At 67.6% G+C, this 17,420-nt stretch carries 18 protein-coding genes; 13 read left to right on the top strand and 5 right to left on the bottom strand.

What is annotated here, in order from left to right; all coding sequences use genetic code 11:
- Positions 1-65 precede the first annotated feature (65 nt).
- On the bottom strand, positions 66-1,421 hold the full coding sequence (gene hemN, locus DYS74_RS11200) for an oxygen-independent coproporphyrinogen III oxidase (RefSeq protein WP_121533784.1): 1,356 nt from the start codon (positions 1,419-1,421) through the stop codon (positions 66-68).
- Between the two features lie 58 nt (positions 1,422-1,479).
- Between hemN and fnrL the strand changes: the two genes are divergently transcribed.
- Positions 1,480-2,226, top strand: a complete 747-nt coding sequence (gene fnrL / locus DYS74_RS11195) for a transcriptional regulator FnrL (protein ID WP_121533783.1) — start codon at positions 1,480-1,482, stop codon at positions 2,224-2,226.
- A gap of 31 nt (positions 2,227-2,257) precedes the next feature.
- Entirely contained in the window at positions 2,258-2,584 is a 327-nt protein-coding gene (locus DYS74_RS11190; RefSeq protein WP_121533782.1) for a YnfA family protein, read from the top strand.
- Positions 2,585-2,643: 59 nt separating this feature from the next.
- Here the strand turns inward: DYS74_RS11190 and DYS74_RS11185 are convergent, their stop codons facing one another.
- Positions 2,644-3,483: a universal stress protein gene (locus tag DYS74_RS11185; protein WP_121533781.1), complete on the bottom strand. Its 840-nt coding sequence runs from the start codon at positions 3,481-3,483 to the stop codon at positions 2,644-2,646.
- 253 nt (positions 3,484-3,736) lie between these two features.
- On the opposite strand from DYS74_RS11185, the gene ccoN reads away from it, so the two are divergent.
- The 8 genes from ccoN (at position 3,737) to ccoS (ending at position 11,811) form a co-directional block, all read left to right on the top strand.
- Complete coding sequence (ccoN, locus tag DYS74_RS11180) at positions 3,737-5,338, top strand: cytochrome-c oxidase, cbb3-type subunit I (protein ID WP_121533780.1); 1,602 nt, start codon at positions 3,737-3,739, stop codon at positions 5,336-5,338.
- A 12-nt stretch (positions 5,339-5,350) separates the two neighbouring features.
- Positions 5,351-6,079 carry a cytochrome-c oxidase, cbb3-type subunit II gene (ccoO, locus tag DYS74_RS11175; protein WP_121533779.1) on the top strand — a complete coding sequence of 243 codons (729 nt, stop codon included), beginning with the start codon at positions 5,351-5,353 and terminating at the stop codon, positions 6,077-6,079.
- 11 nt (positions 6,080-6,090) lie between these two features.
- Positions 6,091-6,306 carry a cbb3-type cytochrome c oxidase subunit 3 gene (locus tag DYS74_RS11170; protein WP_121533778.1) on the top strand — a complete coding sequence of 72 codons (216 nt, stop codon included), beginning with the start codon at positions 6,091-6,093 and terminating at the stop codon, positions 6,304-6,306.
- A gap of 12 nt (positions 6,307-6,318) precedes the next feature.
- On the top strand, positions 6,319-7,212 hold the full coding sequence (ccoP, locus tag DYS74_RS11165; protein WP_121533777.1) for a cytochrome-c oxidase, cbb3-type subunit III: 894 nt from the start codon (positions 6,319-6,321) through the stop codon (positions 7,210-7,212).
- Positions 7,213-7,480: 268 nt separating this feature from the next.
- Positions 7,481-8,923, top strand: coding sequence for a cytochrome c oxidase accessory protein CcoG (gene ccoG / locus DYS74_RS11160; RefSeq protein ID WP_121533776.1), 1,443 nt, complete (start codon positions 7,481-7,483; stop codon positions 8,921-8,923).
- A gap of 10 nt (positions 8,924-8,933) precedes the next feature.
- The gene (locus DYS74_RS11155) at positions 8,934-9,389 is read left to right on the top strand and encodes a FixH family protein (protein WP_121533775.1); all 456 of its coding nucleotides are present in this window, start codon (positions 8,934-8,936) and stop codon (positions 9,387-9,389) included.
- Between the two features lie 31 nt (positions 9,390-9,420).
- Positions 9,421-11,640: a heavy metal translocating P-type ATPase gene (locus DYS74_RS11150; RefSeq protein ID WP_394342956.1), complete on the top strand. Its 2,220-nt coding sequence runs from the start codon at positions 9,421-9,423 to the stop codon at positions 11,638-11,640.
- A gap of 12 nt (positions 11,641-11,652) precedes the next feature.
- Positions 11,653-11,811, top strand: a complete 159-nt coding sequence (gene ccoS / locus DYS74_RS11145) for a cbb3-type cytochrome oxidase assembly protein CcoS (protein ID WP_121533773.1) — start codon at positions 11,653-11,655, stop codon at positions 11,809-11,811.
- A gap of 72 nt (positions 11,812-11,883) precedes the next feature.
- Here the strand turns inward: ccoS and DYS74_RS11140 are convergent, their stop codons facing one another.
- Positions 11,884-13,536 carry a D-alanyl-D-alanine carboxypeptidase family protein gene (locus tag DYS74_RS11140; protein ID WP_245965268.1) on the bottom strand — a complete coding sequence of 551 codons (1,653 nt, stop codon included), beginning with the start codon at positions 13,534-13,536 and terminating at the stop codon, positions 11,884-11,886.
- Between the two features lie 260 nt (positions 13,537-13,796).
- Positions 13,797-14,492: an HAD family hydrolase gene (locus DYS74_RS11135; protein WP_121533771.1), complete on the bottom strand. Its 696-nt coding sequence runs from the start codon at positions 14,490-14,492 to the stop codon at positions 13,797-13,799.
- 121 nt (positions 14,493-14,613) lie between these two features.
- Between DYS74_RS11135 and clpS the strand changes: the two genes are divergently transcribed.
- From clpS to DYS74_RS11120, 3 genes are read left to right on the top strand one after another with little or no spacing between them, the layout of a single operon-like run.
- Positions 14,614-14,955: an ATP-dependent Clp protease adapter ClpS gene (gene clpS / locus DYS74_RS11130; RefSeq protein ID WP_113899604.1), complete on the top strand. Its 342-nt coding sequence runs from the start codon at positions 14,614-14,616 to the stop codon at positions 14,953-14,955.
- A gap of 22 nt (positions 14,956-14,977) precedes the next feature.
- Positions 14,978-16,039, top strand: a complete 1,062-nt coding sequence (locus DYS74_RS11125) for a methyltransferase (RefSeq protein WP_121533770.1) — start codon at positions 14,978-14,980, stop codon at positions 16,037-16,039.
- A gap of 42 nt (positions 16,040-16,081) precedes the next feature.
- A complete protein-coding gene (locus DYS74_RS11120; protein ID WP_121533769.1) occupies positions 16,082-16,891 on the top strand; it encodes an SDR family NAD(P)-dependent oxidoreductase in 810 nt (269 codons plus the stop codon).
- A 19-nt stretch (positions 16,892-16,910) separates the two neighbouring features.
- Here the strand turns inward: DYS74_RS11120 and DYS74_RS11115 are convergent, their stop codons facing one another.
- The gene (locus DYS74_RS11115; RefSeq protein ID WP_121533768.1) at positions 16,911-17,321 is read right to left on the bottom strand and encodes a hypothetical protein; all 411 of its coding nucleotides are present in this window, start codon (positions 17,319-17,321) and stop codon (positions 16,911-16,913) included.
- Between the last annotated feature and the right edge of the window lie 99 nt (positions 17,322-17,420).

Genomic DNA, 17,420 nt, shown 5'->3' with positions numbered 1-17,420 from the left:
GCCGGGGCAGGGGAGGGGTGAAACCAGAAAAGGGGCGCCCCGCTGGCGCGCCCCTCGGCCGTGGATCAGATCGCCGAGCTGTGGCCCGCCTTCGACAGGTCATAGGCGTCGAAGTGGCGCGCGATCATCCGGGTGAGGGGACGGCCCTTTTCCGGGATCTCGAGCCCCGCGGCGGTCACTTTCACCATGTCCTCGAACTTCGCGGCACAGCGGCGGAACATCGCGGCCAGCTCGGCCGGATCGGCGGCGTAATCGGCGATCAGCTCGGCCGCCGAGACGCGGAAGTCGCACATCAGCGCCTCGATCAGCCGCGCGCGCATCTTGTCCTCGGCGGTGAAGACATGGCCGCGGGCGGTGGAGAAATGCCCGTCGCGGATCGCGCCGGTATGGGCGCCGGTGGCCGGGGCGTTCTGCGCATAGCCCTGCGGGAAGCGCGAGATCGAGGAGGCGCCCATGCCCACCAGCGCCTCGGCGAGGTCATCGGTATAGCCCTGGAAATTGCGCCGCAGCTTGCCCGCCTTCTGCGCGACCGACAGCCCGTCGGTCGGCAGGGCGAAATGGTCGATGCCGATCTCGTCATAGCCGTCGGCGACGAAGAGCTTGCGCGCGACCTCGAAGAGTTCCAGCCGTTCCTGCGGCGTCGGCAGGTGGTCCGAGGGGATCATCGTCTGCCGCCGCGCCATCCACGGCACATGGGCATAGCCGTAAAGCGCCACCCGGTCGGGGCCGAGCGAGAGCAGCTTCTGCACCGATTCCGCGATCTTCGTCGGCGTCTGGTGCGGCAGGCCGTAGAGGATGTCGGCGTTCAGGCTGGCGACGCCGCGGTCGCGGATCATGTCCACGGCGGCCTTCGTCACCTCATAGCTCTGCTCGCGGCCGATCACCTGCTGGATCTGCGGGTCGAAATCCTGCACCCCGATCGAGGCGCGGTTGAGCCCGCTTTCCGCGAGCGCATCCATCCGCGCGGCGTCGATCTCGTTCGGGTCGATCTCGACCGAGAACTCGGCGCCCTCGCCCATCGGCACGGCGTCGAAGACCGCGGCGGCGATGCGGCGCATCATGTCGGCGGGCATCAGCGTCGGCGTGCCGCCGCCCCAGTGCAGCCGCGACAGGGTGACGCCCGGCGCCAGCCGCTCCTTCAGCATCTTCAGTTCGCTCAGCAGCGTCTCGGCATAGGCGCGCACCGGCTCGTCGCTTTGCGTGCCCTGGGTGCGGCAGGCGCAGAACCAGCACAGCCGGCGGCAGAAGGGCACGTGCATGTAGAGCGAGATCCGCGACCCGGCGGGGATCGCCTCGATCCACTGGGCGAAAAGCGACGGCCCCACTTCGGTCGAGAAATGGGGCGCGGTCGGGTAGCTCGTATAGCGGGGCACCCGTGCGTCGAAGAGCCCGAGCCGGGTGAGTTGCGATTCCTGTTCCATGCGCATATCTTTAGGGGGAGATAACGAAACGCGAATTGACCCAAATCAAGTGGCAACGATGGCTCACGATGACGTGCATCCGGTCTCCCTCGCCTGTGGGGACTGTCCGATTCGGCACCGCGCCGTCTGCGCCCGCTGCGAGACGGACGAGCTCGACGAGCTCGAATCGATCAAGTATTACCGCAGCTTCGAGGCTGGTCAGACGGTGATCTGGTCGGGCGACAAGATGGATTTCGTGGCCTCGGTGGTCTCGGGCATCGCGACGCTGACGCAGACGCTCGAGGATGGGCGCACGCAGATGGTGGGGCTGTTGCTGCCCTCCGACTTCGTCGGCCGCCCGGGCCGCGAGAGCGCCGCCTACAACGTCACCGCGACGACCGACATCCTGATGTGCTGCTTCCGCCGCAAGCCCTTCGAGGAGATGATGGAGCGCACGCCCCACATCGCGCAGCGGCTGTTGCAGATGACCCTCGACGAGCTTGATGCGGCGCGCGAATGGATGCTGCTGCTGGGGCGCAAGACGGCGCGCGAGAAGATCGCCTCGCTCCTGTCGATCGTGGCGCGGCGCGATGCCTCGATCAAGCTGCGCACGGCGACCGGGCGAATGACCTTCGACCTGCCGCTGACCCGCGAGGCGATGGCCGATTACCTGGGCCTGACGCTCGAGACGGTGAGCCGGCAGATCTCGGCGCTGAAGCGCGACGGGGTGATCGAGCTCGAGGGCAAGCGCCACGTCACGGTGCCGGACATGGACCGGCTGCTGATCGAGGCCGGCGACGACAGCGACGGCGGGTTCCTGGTCTGAGCGCGCGGCGCGGAACGCGGAAGGGCAGGGGATGGCGGCCTTCGCACTCTATCTGGCGGCGGCGCTGTGCGAGATCTTCGGCTGTTTCGCCGTCTGGATCTGGATGCGGCAGGAGCGCAGCATCTGGTGGTTGTTGCCCGGGATGCTGTCTCTGGCGGCCTTCGCCTATCTGCTGACACGCAGCCCGGCCGATGCGGCGGGGCGGGCCTTCGCGATCTATGGCGGGGTCTATATCGCGGCCTCGCTCGGCTGGCTGTGGCTTGTCGAGGGGCAGCGGCCGGATGGCTGGGATCTGTTCGGTGCGGCGCTCTGCCTGCTGGGGGCGGCGATCATCCTGTGGGCGCCCCGCTCTGCCTGACCCGGAAGGTGAAAACGGCGCCCCGAGGGGCGCCGTTTCCGTTCGCGGAGTGGATTTCGTCAATGCGCCATCAGCACCGGCACTTCGGCCAGCTCCAGCATGTGCCGGGTGGCGCCGCCGAGGATCGCCTCGCGGAAGCGCGAGTGGCCATAGGCGCCCATCACGATCATGTCGGCCTCGCACTCGCGCACGTGGCGGATCAGCACGTCCGACACCCGCGGCATGGTCTTGGCCAGCACCGACACCTCGGCGTGGACGCCGTGGCGGGCGAGCATCTGGCTCAGCTGGCCACCGGGGTCCGAGCGTTCCGGGCCATGCGGCGGCGGGTCGATGACGGTGATGTCGACCAGCTCGGCCGCCTTCAGGAAGGGCAGGGCCTTGCGGATCGCGCTCATCGCCTCGTTCGACTGGTTCCAGGCGACGACCACGCGCCGCGCCCCGACCGCGCCGGAATAGCCGTCGGGAACGATCATCACCGGCACCTGGCCCTCGAAGAGCGCCGCCTCGACCGCCGCCTCGATCTCCTGACCGCGGCCCTTGCCATAGGGGCGGCCCATGATCACCAGATCGGCGAAGCGGGCGCGCAGCCCGGCCACGGTGGCGATGGCGCCGATCTGCACGACGACGGCCTCCGCGCTCCAGCGGATGTCCTCGGCGCCGAGACGGGTCTTCACCGCGGCCTCGATCTCGCGCGCATCCTCCTGCGCCCGGTCGAGGGTCTCCTGCTGCACGAAGGCGGTGGCGCCTGCGTAGTAATAGCCCGTCTGCGTGCGGTCGACGCCCATGCACAGGACATCGAGATGCGCATCCTGCTGCCGAGCGACGGCAACCGCCGTGTCCAGCTGTGCCTTGGCGGCCGCGACATCCGTCACGATCGTCAACAAGGTCTTGTAGGCCATTGTTTTTGTCCTCCGCGTCTGTTTCCTGCCGGCACCCTAGCCTGCGGAAGTTGGCAAAACCTTGATCCCGATCAAGTGGTGTGGCCCTGCGGGGACGATCCTGCGGCGAATGAGCTCACCCCCTCGTGATTGATTTGATACAGATCAATGCGTCAGGCATACCCTGAGACCACAAGAGCGATAGTCGAAACTCCCCGCCCCGGAACGACCGATTCTGGGAACGGGGGGAAGACAAGACGAAGGGACGCACAACATGTGGGATTACATCAAGCTGATCGCGCTTGGTCTGGTGGCGGTACTTGCCGCCATCGCGGCCAACTACGCGCGCGATCTTCCGTACATGGTGAACGCGATCGAGATCATGCTGGCAGCAGCGATCGCGTTCATCTGGGTGCTGCGCACCATGGGAGGGCCGAAACCCTCCGAAAGCGAATATTTTGACGGCGTTATCCGCGCAGGCGTGATCGCGACGGTGTTCTGGGGAATCGTGGGCTTCCTCGTCGCCGTCATCATCGCCTTCCAGCTCGCCTTCCCGGCGCTCAACTTCGAGTGGGCCCAGGGCTATCTGAACTTCGGCAAGCTGCGGCCGCTGCACACCTCGGCGGTGATCTTCGCCTTCGGTGGCAACGCGCTGATCGCCACGTCGTTCTACGTGGTGCAGCGCACCTCGGCGGCGCGTCTCTTCGGCGGCACCGGCCTTGGCTGGTTCGTGTTCTGGGGCTGGCAGCTGATCATCGTGACCGCAGCCTCGGGCTACATCCTCGGCGCGACCCAGTCGCAGGAATACGCCGAGATGGAATGGCACATCGACTGGCTGATCACGATCGTCTGGGTCGCCTATCTGCTCACCTTCCTCGGCACCATCTTCAAGCGCAAGGAACCCCACATCTACGTGGCGAACTGGTTCTACCTGTCCTTCATCGTGACCATCGCGATGCTGCACGTGGTGAACAACCTCGCGATCCCGGTGTCGATCTTCGGTTCGAAGTCGGTGCAGGTGTTCTCGGGCGTGCAGAACGCGATGACGCAGTGGTGGTACGGCCACAACGCGGTGGGCTTCTTCCTGACCGCGGGCTTCCTGGGCATGATGTACTACTTCGTGCCGAAGCAGGCCGAACGTCCGGTCTACTCCTACAAGCTGTCGATCGTGCACTTCTGGGCGCTGATCTTCCTCTACATCTGGGCCGGTCCGCACCACCTGCACTACACCGCTCTGCCGGACTGGGCCTCGACCCTCGGCATGGTGATGTCGGTGATCCTGTGGATGCCCTCGTGGGGTGGCATGATCAACGGCCTGATGACGCTCTCGGGCGCTTGGGACAAGCTGCGCACGGACCCGGTCATCCGGATGATGGTGGTCTCGGTCGGCTTCTACGGCATGTCGACCTTCGAAGGCCCGATGATGTCGATCAAGGCGGTGAACTCGCTGTCGCACTACACCGACTGGACGATCGGTCACGTGCACTCGGGCGCGCTCGGCTGGAACGGCATGATCACCTTCGGCGCGCTCTACTTCCTGGTGCCGAAACTGTGGTCGCGTGAACGGCTCTACTCGGCCAAGCTCGTGAGCTGGCACTTCTGGCTCGCCACCATCGGCATCGTGCTCTACGCCGCGTCGATGTGGGTGACCGGGATCATGGAAGGGCTGATGTGGCGTGAAGTCGACAGCCAGGGCTTCCTCGTGAACGCCTTCGCCGACACCGTCGCCGCGAAGCATCCGATGTATGTGGTGCGTGGTCTGGGTGGTGTGATGTATCTCACCGGCGCCTGCATCATGGCCTACAACCTGTGGGCCACCGTCGCCAAGCAGCCGCGCGCTGCCGCCGCCTCGGTTGCCGCAGTTCCGGCCGAATAAGGAGATCCGCAGATGGCACTTCTGGACAAACATGGCGTCATCGAAAAGAACGCCACGCTGCTGCTGATCTTCTCCTTCCTCGTTGTCACCATCGGCGGCATCGTGGAGATCGCGCCCCTGTTCTATCTCGAGAACACCATCGAGAAGGTGGAAGGCGTGCGTCCCTACACCCCGCTCGAGCTGACGGGCCGCGACATCTACGTGCGGGAGGGCTGCTATGTCTGCCACTCGCAGATGATCCGTCCGATGCGCGACGAGGTGGAACGTTACGGTCACTACTCGCTCGCCGCCGAGTCGATGTATGACCACCCGTTCCAGTGGGGCTCGAAGCGGACGGGGCCCGACCTCGCCCGCGTCGGCAACCGCTACTCGGATGCGTGGCATGTGGACCACCTGACGAACCCGCAATCGGTCGTGCCGGAATCGGTGATGCCGAAATACGGGTTCCTCAAGCACCGCATGATCGAACCCACCTATATCGAGGACCGTCTCAAGACCGATCAGCTCGTGGGCGTGCCCTACACCTCCGAGATGATCGCCAACGCGAAGGCCGACTTCGCCGCGCAGGTCAATCCTGACGGCGAGACCGACGGCCTGACCGCGCGGTACGGCGCAAAGGTCAACATCCGCAACTTCGATGGCCAGCCCGGCATTTCGGAGATGGATGCGCTGATCGCCTATCTGCAGGTTCTCGGCACGATGGTCGACTTCTCGACCTTCGAACCCGTGGCAAGTCGCTGAGGGGGCAGGGGATGGACTACCATATCTTCCGTGAATTCGCCGACAGCTGGGCTGCGCTGGCGATGCTCCTTGTCTTCGTGGGAGCCGTCGTCTTCGCGCTGCGCCCTGGCTCGCGCCGGGTCCATGACGATACGGCAAGCATCCCCTTCCGGCATGATGACAAACCCGCCTGTTCTGGCGGCGGCTGCAAGGACGGCTGCTGCAAGGACGACGGCGCCACGTTGTAAGGAGGCGTGGACATGAGCAAAAAACCGACCACCAAGAAGCAAGTCGAGACCACGGGCCATTCGTGGGACGGCATTTCCGAATATAACAACCCGCTGCCGCGCTGGTGGCTGTGGACCTTCTACGCCTGCATCGTCTGGGGCGTGGCCTACTCGATCGCGATGCCGGCCTGGCCGATCTTCGCCTCGGGGGCGACGCCGGGCCTTCTGCACAGCTCGACCCGCGCCGATGTCGCGGCCGACATCCAGAAGTATGCCGACGCCAACAAGCCGATCGAGGAAAAGCTGGTGGCGACCGACCTGAACCAGATCGCCAACGATCCGGAACTGGTCGACTTCACCCGCAACGCCGGCGGCGCGGTGTTCCGCACCTGGTGTGCGCAGTGCCACGGCGCGGGCGCGGGCGGCAACCCGGGCTTCCCGAACCTGCTCGACAGCGACTGGCTGCATGGCGGCACGATCGAACAGATCTACACCGACGTGCAGCATGGCATCCGTGACCCGCTGGATCCGGACACCAACCCGGCCGCGGCGATGCCGGCGCACCTGACCGACGGTCTGCTCGACCAGACCCAGATCGACGACGTCGTGCAATACGTGCTGCAGATCTCGGGCCAGCAGGCCGATGCCGCCAAGGCCACGGCCGGCGCGGAGGTCTTCGCCAACAACTGCACCGCCTGCCACGGCGAAGACGCCAAGGGCATGCAGGAAATGGGCGCTCCGAACCTGACCGACGCGATCTGGCTCTATGGCGGCGATCAGGCCACCATCACGAAGACCGTCGAATTCGGCCGCGCGGGCGTCATGCCCTCGTGGAGCTATGCCCCCGAAGGCGGCACCGCGCGTCTGAGCGAAGCGCAGATCCGTTCGGTCGCGGCCTACGTCCACTCGCTGGGCGGCGGTCAGTAACACAAGAAATTCGGGGGACTGCGGAGCGATCCGAAGCCCCCCGGGTGGCACCGGCGCCCCGTCCTGTTCGCGCGTTTCCTGGGGGCGCCGGTGTTCTTTCCTGCCGGACGATGCAATCGCCCCGCCGCCTGCGCGTGCGGGGTTTCCTTTTCCCGGGCCGGCTTATCCTGTATCAGAAATCTGCAATTTTGACGCATGTCAAAGCCTTTCCGGTCCTGCCATAGCAGAAGGGACCGGAATTGAGAGATCAGACAACGGAGAGAGACCTGTGAGCTCCACCGAACCGAGTGAATCCGGCCCGCTTTACGCCGCGCGCGAACCCGTCTTCCCGCGCCGTGTGAAGGGTCATTTCCGCACCCTGAAATGGGTGCTGATGACCCTGATGCTGGGCATCTACTACATCACCCCGTGGATCCGCTGGGATCGCGGTCCGGCGCTGCCCGACCAGGCGGTGCTCGTCGACCTGGCGAACCGGCGCTTCTTCTTCTTCATGATCGAGATCTGGCCGCACGAGTTCTATTTCGTCGCGGGTCTTCTCATCATGGCGGGGCTCGGGCTCTTCCTCTTCACCTCGGCGATGGGGCGCGTGTGGTGCGGCTATGCCTGCCCGCAGACGGTCTGGACCGACCTCTTCATCCTCGTCGAGCGCATCGTCGAGGGCGACCGCAACGCCCGCATCCGCCTGCTGCGGCAGAAGTGGAACTTCGAAAAGATCCGCAAGCGGATGACGAAATGGACGCTGTGGCTCCTGATCGGCGTTGCCACCGGCGGCGCCTGGGTCTTCTACTTCACCGACGCGCCGACGCTGCTGCATGACCTGCTGCACGGCTCGGCCTCGGCCGTGGCCTACACCACGATCGCCGTCGCCACCGCGACCACCTTCGCCTTCGGCGGCTTCGCGCGCGAGCAGATCTGCATCTATGCCTGCCCCTGGCCGCGCATCCAGGCCGCGATGATGGACGAGGACACGATCACCATCGCCTATCGCGAATGGCGCGGCGAGCCGCGCGGCAAGCCGGGCGTTGCCGGCAACGGCGACTGCATCGACTGTCAGGCCTGTTTCAACGTCTGTCCGATGGGCATCGACATCCGCAACGGCCAGCAGCTCGAGTGCATCACCTGCGGGCTGTGCATCGACGCCTGCAACGAGATGATGGACAAGGTCGGCAAGCCGCACGGGCTGATCGGCTACATCGCGCTGAAGGACGAGGCGAAGGAACGCGCCGGCGAGCATCCGACGAATGTCTGGAAGCACATCTTCCGGCCGCGCACGATCCTCTATTTCACCCTCTGGGCCGGCATCGGCATCGGGCTGATCGTCGCGCTCTTCATGCGCTCGCCGATCGACTTCAACGTTACCCCGAACCGCGACCCGCTCTACGTCGTGCAGGGCGACGGCTCGATCCGCAACATCTACACGCTGCGTCTGCGCAACAAGCATGGCGAAGACACGACCTACCGGATCTTCGTCACTTCAGAGGATCGTGAAGACCACGCGCCGCTGAAGCTCTCGCTCGAGGGGCAGCCGGGTGATACCGTCACCGCACCCGCCGACCAGCTTTATACCCAGCGGCTCTACATCGAAGCGCCGGCCGGGTCGAAGATGGCGCGCGAGGACCGGTCCGAGATCAGGATCTGGGTCGAAGACGTGAAGGGCACCGACCGCGCCGCGGCCGAAGCGGTGTTCAACGGCCGTGAACAGCACCACTGAGGAGCACAGAATGGGAAAACCCCTGACCGGCCGGAAGGTCCTGCTGATCGCGCTCGCCTTCTTCGGCATCGTCATCGCCGTCAACGTCACCATGGCGGTGAAGGCGGTGAAGACCTTCCCCGGCCTCGAGGTGTCGAACTCCTATGTCGCGTCGCAGACCTTCGACGCCGACCGTGCCGCGCAGGAAAAGCTCGGCTGGGTGGTCGAGCCGACCTATGACCGCGGCGTCCTCTCGCTGGTGATCCGCGACAAGGGGGGGCTGCCCGCGCGGGTGGCCACCCTGCACGCGCTCGTCGGCCGCACCACCATGGCCAGCGAAGACGTCGAGCCCGAGTTCTCGTTCTCGGGCGGGATCTTCTCGGCGCCGGTGCAGCTCGCGCCGGGCGCCTGGCTGATCCACCTCGACGCGGTCGCCCACGACGGCACCAAGTTCCGTCAGCGCATCGACCTGTTCGTGGACAAGTAAGCCGATGACGGTAGCCCCTGCCGCGAACGGTCTGACCCCCGCCGCCTCTTCCGCCCTGCCGGCGGGGGAGGCGGAGCACGTTTCCGCCTCGGCCTGCCCGGCCTGCCTTGCGGCCCCCTCGGCCGAGGCGCTGGCAAGGTCGGGTGACATCCGCGGCGCGCGGATCATGCTGTCCCTGCCGACGGCGCATTGCGCGGTCTGCATCACCGATGTCGAACGCGAACTGTCGCGCCAGCCCGGCGTGCGCTCGGCGCGGGTGAACCTGACGCTGAAGCGCGTCTCGATCGACGCCGAGCCCGGGGTGGAGGCGGCCCCGCTCGTCGCCGCGCTCGACGGCATCGGCTATGAGGCCTACGAGCTTGACCCGGGCCTGCTGTCGGCGACCGAGACCGACAAGCGCGGCCGCGACCTGCTGATGCGCATCGGCGTCTCGGGCTTCGCGATGATGAACATCATGCTGCTCTCGATCTCGGTCTGGTCGGGGGCCGAGGACGCCACGCGCGACATGTTCCACTGGATCTCGGCGGCGATCGCGCTGCCGACGGTGGTCTTCGCCGGGCAGCCCTTCTTCGCCTCGGCCTGGGCCGGGCTGCGGCGCGGGCGCGTCAACATGGACGTGCCGATCTCGCTGGCGCTGATCCTGGCCTCGTCGATCTCACTTTACGAAACCGCGCATCACGGCCATCAGGCCTATTTCGATGCGGCGGTGATGCTGTCCTTCTTCCTGCTCGTCGGGCGCTATCTCGATTACCGCACCCGCGCCGTGGCGCGCTCCGCGGCCGAGGAGCTTGCCGCGCTCGAGGTGCCGCGCGCGACGGTGCTGCGCGAGGGCGCCGAGGTCGTGGTGCCGGTGGGCGAGCTTGTGCCGGGCGACATCATCCGGGTGCGGCCGGGCGGCCGGATCCCGGCCGATGGCACGGTGACCGAGGGCACGTCCGAGACCGACCGCTCGCTTCTGACCGGCGAGTCGTTGCCGGTCTATGCCGGGCCCGGCGTGACGCTCTCGGCGGGCGAGGTGAACCTGACCGGCCCGCTCACCCTGCGCGTCACCGCGGCGGGCAAGGACAGCTCGCTGCACCGTATGGCCGATCTGGTCGCCACGGCGGAATCGGCGAAGACGAAATACACCTCGCTGGCCGAGCGTGCCGCGCGCGCCTATTCGCCGCTGGTGCACACGCTCGCCTTCTCGTCCTTCCTGACCTGGCTGTGGATCACCGGTGGCGACGTGCGCCACGCGATCAACATCGCCGCGGCGGTGCTCATCATCACCTGCCCCTGCGCGCTTGGCCTTGCGGTGCCGGCGGTGGTCACCACGGCCTCGGGCAAGCTCTTCCGCAAGGGGCTGCTGATCAAGGATGGCACCGCGCTCGAGCGGCTGGCCGAGGTCGACACCGTCGTCTTCGACAAGACCGGCACGCTGACCATGGGCGCGCCGGCGCCCGAGAACCTCTTCGACCTGACGCCCGCGCAATTCGCCATTGCCGCGGCGCTTGGCGGGGCCTCGTCGCATCCGCTGGCGACGGCGCTGGCCGCGGCCGCGCAGGCGCGCGGCATCGTGCCCGCCGTGCTCGACGATCTGCGCGAGGTGCCGGGCTATGGCGTCGAGGGGCGGCTTGACGGTGCGATCCTGCGCCTTGGCCGGGCCGACTGGGTCGGGGCCGAGGCGGGCAGCGTGACCGCGACCCATCTGCGCATCGGCACCGAGGCGCCCGTCACGCTGCGCTTTGCCGACAGCCTGCGCCCGGGCGCCGAGGCGGCGGTGTCGGCGCTTCTGGCGCAGAAGAAACGCGTGCTGCTGGTTTCGGGCGATGTCGAGGGCGCGGTCGCCGCGCTGGCCCGCCGGCTTGGCATTGCCGAATGGCGCTCGGGGGCCCGGCCCGAGGAAAAGGCGGCGCTCGTCGCCGAGATGACCGGCCAGGGCGCGCGGGTGCTGATGGTGGGCGACGGGCTGAACGACACCGCGGCGCTTGCTTCGGCGCATGTCTCGATCTCGCCCGCCTCGGCGCTCGATGCGGCGCGCACCGCCTCGGATATCGTGCTGCTCGGCCAGGATCTGGCGCCGGTGGCCGATGCCGTGCGGATCTCGGTGCAGGCGCGGCGGCGGATCAAGCAGAACTTCGCGCTTTCCGCGCTTTACAACGTTGTCGCGGTGCCGATCGCGCTCGTCGGTCTGGCGACCCCCCTTGCTGCGGCCTTGGCGATGTCGCTGTCCTCGATTACGGTGTCGCTGAACTCCCTGCGGCTGAAGTGAGCGGAGGCGCCGATGTCCGTCCTGACCTATCTGATCCCGATCTCGCTGTTCCTGGGCGGCTTTGGCCTCGTGGCGTTCTTCTGGACGCTGCGCACGCGCCAGTATGAAGACCCGAAGGGCGACAGCGAGCGCATCCTGTCGGATCAATACGACGATCACCCGAAAGGCTGATCCGGGCGCCTCAGAACTGCAAAAGCCGGCCCTTGGGCCGGCTTTTGTCTGTCTGGCGGCGGGGCAGGGGGCTCAGGGCCCGATCACCGTGCAGTCCGAGGCGCGGGCGATCAGCCGCGCGCAGGCAAGTTCGGCGCCGGCCTTGGTCATGCCGACGAAATTCGCCTCGAAGCCGGTCTTGCCGCGGGCGACCTTGCGCAGCGCATCGCCGAGCGTGTCGCTTTCCATCAGCGCCGTCTTCAGCAGCGAGCGTTCGGCGGCGTATTGCGAGGGGAACTTGCCGACGTTGACGCCCCAGTTGCGCCCGCCCGAGCTCGAGGCGCGGGCGACCACCTCGCGCTCCTGCTGCGGGGCAGGGGCGGGGGGCGTCAGGGCGGCCAGGATCACCGTGTTGTCGGTCGGGTTCTTGTGGCCGGCCATCTCCAGCGTCTCGGGCTGCGGCGTCGAGGTCTGCACGAACATCGGCTCGCGCGGATCGGGGGCGTCGCCCTCGGCCGGCGTGTCCTCGGAAAAGTCGTTCATCGCCAGCGTCTCGGGCTGCGGCGCAGCGGCCTGCACGAAGCCCGCCGCGGCGACCGGAGCAGTGGTGCGGGCCGGGGCGGCGGGGGCTGCCGCCTGGGCGACGACATCGGTGACCTCGGCCACGGCGGCGACGGGGGCTGCGGCGGGGGCCGCGGGCGCCGCCGCGCTGACGGCCGCCATGGCGATCGCCCCGGCGTCATCCGTGGCCGTTCCCGGGCGCGCCTTCGGGCGCGGGCTTGCCGGGGGCGCGCCGGCAAGGCGGAGCGTTTTCGCCGCGGCGACCGGGGCATCGCCCTCGTCCGCGTCATCTTCGGCGCCACTGACCTCGGGACCCGCGACGCCGGTCGCGTCCGCCATCAGCGCGGGCGGCGTCGGCTTGTCGACGGTGGTGCTGCCCGGCGCGCGCGAGAAGCCGAGGTCGAGCAGCTCGGCCACCTTGGCATTGCGCTGCGCGGTCGAGGTGCCGCCGAAGACGGTGGCGATGATGCGCTTGTTGCCGCGCTGTGCCGAGGCGACGAGGTTGAAGCCCGCGGGCACGGTGTAGCCGGTCTTGATCCCGTCGGCGCCGTCATAGGCATCGAGGAAGCGGCGGTTCGTGCTCGACACCTTGGCGATGCCGGCATCCGCGGTGCGGCGCGAGAACAGGTTGTAATACTGCGGGAAGTCGTAGATCAGGTGGCGCCCGAGAAGCGTCATGTCACGCGCGGTCGACATGTGGCCTTCGCGGGTCAGGCCGTTGGCATTCCTGAAGGTGGTGTTCTTCATGCCAAGCGCCTTGGCCATCCGGTTCATCTTGCTGGCAAAGCCCGCCTCGTCGCCGCCGAGGTAATCGCCGATCGCCGCCGCCGCATCGTTTGCCGATTTCACCGCCGCGGCGCGGATCAGATAGCGCAGCTGGATCTTCTGCCCGGGCCGCAGGCCAAGCCGCGAGGGCGGCTGGCTTGCCGCATGGGCGGTGACGGTGACCACGGAATCGAGGCTGACCTGGCCGCGCTCGATCGCGTCGAAGGTCAGGTACAGCGTCATCATCTTGGTCAGCGAGGCAGGGTGCAACCGGGTATCGGCGTTCTGGGAATAGAGCACCTCGCCGGTTCGTGCGTCCATCACCATCGCGGCAAAGGGCGCAGCCAGCGCAGCCAGCGGCAGGAAGATCAGGGAGAGTGCAAATAGCCCGTAACGGACCCATCGCGCGAGCGTGGTCACGGTTTCTGTCCTTGTGCTGCCTCGTGCCCCGTTGTTTGCCGGAGCTTTGAAGGCCAGCCTAACACGGCTTTTCCCCCCTGAAAACCGCCTATTTTCAAGCGCTTTCGCTACGACACTCAGGCAGTGCCCCCAGATCTCGTGGATCCGCCCGGCGCGGCGGCGAGGGGTGGTGAGGGCGGCGGCGGCAACGCCCCGGCGGCATGGTGTCGCAGCCGTGAAACCGCACAAATTCAAGGCGTTGACGGGCATTTTCCGGGCGCTCACCCGATCCGCTCGAGCAGTTCGTGCAGCCCCGACAGCGAGGGCAGGGCGGCAAAGCGCGGGTGTCCATGCGGCGCCTCGGCCTCCTCGAGCGCCCAGGTCATCTCATGCGGCACATGCACCCCCCAGCCGCCGGCCTCGATCATCGGAAGAACGTCGGATTTCAACGAGTTGCCGATCATCATCGCCGCCCCCGCCCCGGTGCCGTGGCGGGCGAAGACCTCGGTATAGGTGGCCTTGCGCTTGTCCGACACGATCTCGACCGCGTCGAACAGATCGCCCAGCCCCGACTGGGCTAGTTTCCGCTCCTGGTCGATCAGGTCGCCCTTGGTCACGAGGACGAGGCGATAGCGGCCGGCGAGCGCCTCGACCGCCGCGCGCGCCTCGGGCAAAAGCTCGATCGGATGGGCGAGCATCTCGCGCCCGGCGGCCAGGATCTCGGCGATCACCGCGCCCGGCACCGCGCCGCCGCTGACCTCGACCGCGGTCTCGATCATCGAGAGGGTGAAGCCCTTCACCCCGAAGCCATAGATCCCGACGTTGCGCCGCTCGGCCGCGAGCAGCCGCTCGCCCAGACGGGCGCTGTCGGCGTGATCGGCCAGAAGCTCGGTGAAACGGGCCTGGGTCAGGCGGAAGAAGCGCTCGTTGTGCCACAGCGTGTCATCGGCGTCGAAGCCGATCGTCGTCAGTTTCATCCGATCCTCCGCGCCGAGCGACCCGCGGCGGGCAGATTCCTCGCCCGCAAAGTCTTTCCTTGTGCCATGATCTGCCTATATTCCCCCGATACCGTGAGCGATTCCCGAAGACCGAGGCGCAATGTTCCACCCGCTTGAGATGATGGCCGACCGCAAGGACGATGCCGAAGGCGAGGCCGGCGTTGCCCTCAAGACGAAACCCAAGACGCAGCGCCCGCCGATGTACAAGGTGCTGCTCCTGAACGACGATTACACCCCGATGGAGTTCGTCGTCCATATCCTCGAACGCTTCTTCGGCCTGAGCCACGCGCAAGCTTTCGAGATCATGCTGACCGTGCACAAGAAGGGGCTCGCCGTGGTCGGCGTGTTCAGCTTCGAGGTGGCCGAGACCAAGGTCGCGCAGGTGATGGATTTCGCCCGCCGCCATCAGCACCCGCTGCAATGCACGATGGAAAAGGAGTGAGGCGCGCGCGCCTCTGCCAGCCATGAGCCACCCCCGCCTCTCCCTTGCGCTTGACGCACCCGATGCCCTGCCCGCCGCGGGGCGCATCGCGCTGTTCCGCCCGACCGCCGCCACCGATCTTAGCGATCTGCCCAGCGAGCGGCTGCATGCCGTGCAGGGCTTCCGCCCCGACTGGGAGGCGCTGCGCGCCCGCGGCATCGCGGCTGATCCCGCCCCCGAAGGGCCCTATGCCGCCGCGGTGGTGTTCCTGCCGCGCGCCAAGGCCGAGGCGCGGGCGATCCTCGCGCTCGCCTGCGAGGTGGTGGTGCCGGGCGGGCCGATCTGGGTCGACGGGCTGAAGACCGACGGCATCGATTCCATGCTGCGCGATCTGCGCGCGCGGCTGCCGGTGGGCGAGCCGATCGCCAAGGCGCATGGCAAGATCTTCCGGCTCGAGGCCGCGCATGGCGCGCTTGACGACTGGAAGGGGCACCGCAGCGAGGTGGCGCCGGGCTTCGTCACCCAGCCCGGCGTGTTCTCGGCCGATGGCATCGACCGCGGCTCGGCGCTTCTTGCCGCGGCGCTGCCCGACACGCTGCCCGCCCGCATGGCCGATATCGGTGCCGGCTGGGGTTGGCTTGCGGCGCAGGTTCTGGCGCGCAAGGGCGTCGAGAGCCTCGATCTGATCGAGGCGGAACATGCCGCACTTGACTGCGCGCGGCTCAACATCCCCGATCCGCGGGCGCATTTCGTCTGGGCGGACGCCACCGTCTTCAAGCCCGAGGCGCGCTATACCGCGGCGGTGATGAACCCGCCCTTCCACAGCACGCGCGCCGCCGACCCGGCGCTTGGGCAGGCCTTCATCCGTGCCGCCGCCTCGATGCTGTCGCTGTCGGGCACGCTGTGGATGGTGGCGAACCGCCACCTGCCTTATGAAGAGGCGCTGCGTGCCGGCTTCCACGAGGTGACCGAGATCGTGCCGCCCGGCGGCCCGGACGGCGCCTTCCGCCTGATCCGTGCCGAGCGGCCGATCGTGCAGGGCGCCGCCCGTCCTGCCCCCGCCGTCGCGTCACAGCGTCGCCGTGTCTCTCGCCCCCGGCGCTGAAATGCGCTAACAGGGGCGGAAACCACTCCGAAGGGAGCCTCCATGTCTCTGGCCATCACCGGAAAGACCGCGATCATCACCGGCGCCGCCAACGGCATCGGCCTTGCCATCGCGCGTCACTTCCTGGACCGCGGCGCGCAGGTGATGTGCGCCGACATCGACGAGGCGAAGCTGATGGCCGAGTTCGGCGAAAGCGCCAAGGCCGAGGGCCCGGCGCGCGTCTTCTCGGGCGATCTGTGCGAGAAGCTGACCATCGCCAACCTGCTGTCGGCCACCATCGACGCCTTCGATCGCATCGACATCCTGGTCAACGCCGCGCGCAGCTTCACCCCCTGCGATCCGCTCGAACCCGATGCCGATGTGCTGGAATCGATGCTGCGGCACAACATGAAGGCCGGGCTGCGGCTGTCGCAGCTGACGGCGAAGCGGATGATCGCGCTGGCCGAGAAGGACGGGCGCCGGACCGGCGAGGTCGGCTGCATCGTCAACGTCTCGACCCTTGCCGCACAGCGCACCCAGCCCGAGCTTCTGGCCTATTCCATCGCCTGCGCGGCGCAGGATCAGGCGACGCGCGGGCTTGCGCTTGCGCTCGCGCCGCACCGGATCCGGGTGAACGGCGTCGCCTTCGCCTCGATGATGAGCGCCTCGCTGCACGCGGCGCTGCGCGAGAATGCCGACTGGCGCGAGGCGATCACCGCGGGCACGCCGCTTGGCCGCATCGCGCCGCCGACCGAGCTTGCCGAGACGGTGCAATACCTTGCCTCGTCGGGGGCGGGCTTCGTCACCGGCCAGATCGTCACCGTCGACGGCGGCCGCGGCATCGCCGACACGGTGCGCGTGCCGGTCTACTGATCGACACGCCCCGGCGCGTTTACTTCGGCTCTTCCGGATAGGCGGCCCGGCAGGCCGCGATCTCGGCATTCATCTGCGGTGCAAGGGCGCGGATCTTGGCGCGCAGGTTGTCGCGCTTGCGGGTTTCCGTGAACGGGTCGATCACCACCTGCCGGCGGCGGGTGATCGTGTCATCCTCGAGACACATCCGCGGCTTCTGGATCACCTGGCCGTTCGGCTTGGTGTAGGTGTCATAGCCGCACACCTCCCACCGCGTCGTCGGCACCTCGTATTCTTCCCAGGCATAGCCGCGGGCGAGGTTGCCCTCGGTCTCGGCCAGCAGCGACTGCAGGGTGCGGGTCTCGCGCGTGGCGCGGTTGATGCACTGCTCCTGCGGCGTGCCGCAGGCGGCAAGGACGAGCAGGACGAGAAGGGCGGCGGTCTTGCGCATGGCGGGTCTCCGGCTGATGCCGCATTCTTCTCCGGTCGGGCGGAAAACGCAATTCCCCCCTCGCGCCTTGCCTGCTAGGACGGCGCAAAAAGGGAGATC

Source organism: Paenirhodobacter hankyongi, from assembly GCF_003664585.1.
Lineage (GTDB): Bacteria > Pseudomonadota > Alphaproteobacteria > Rhodobacterales > Rhodobacteraceae > Rhodobacter > Rhodobacter hankyongi.
The sequence above is the reverse complement of the archived record's forward strand: the minus strand, read 5'-3'. Positions and strand labels throughout refer to the sequence as shown.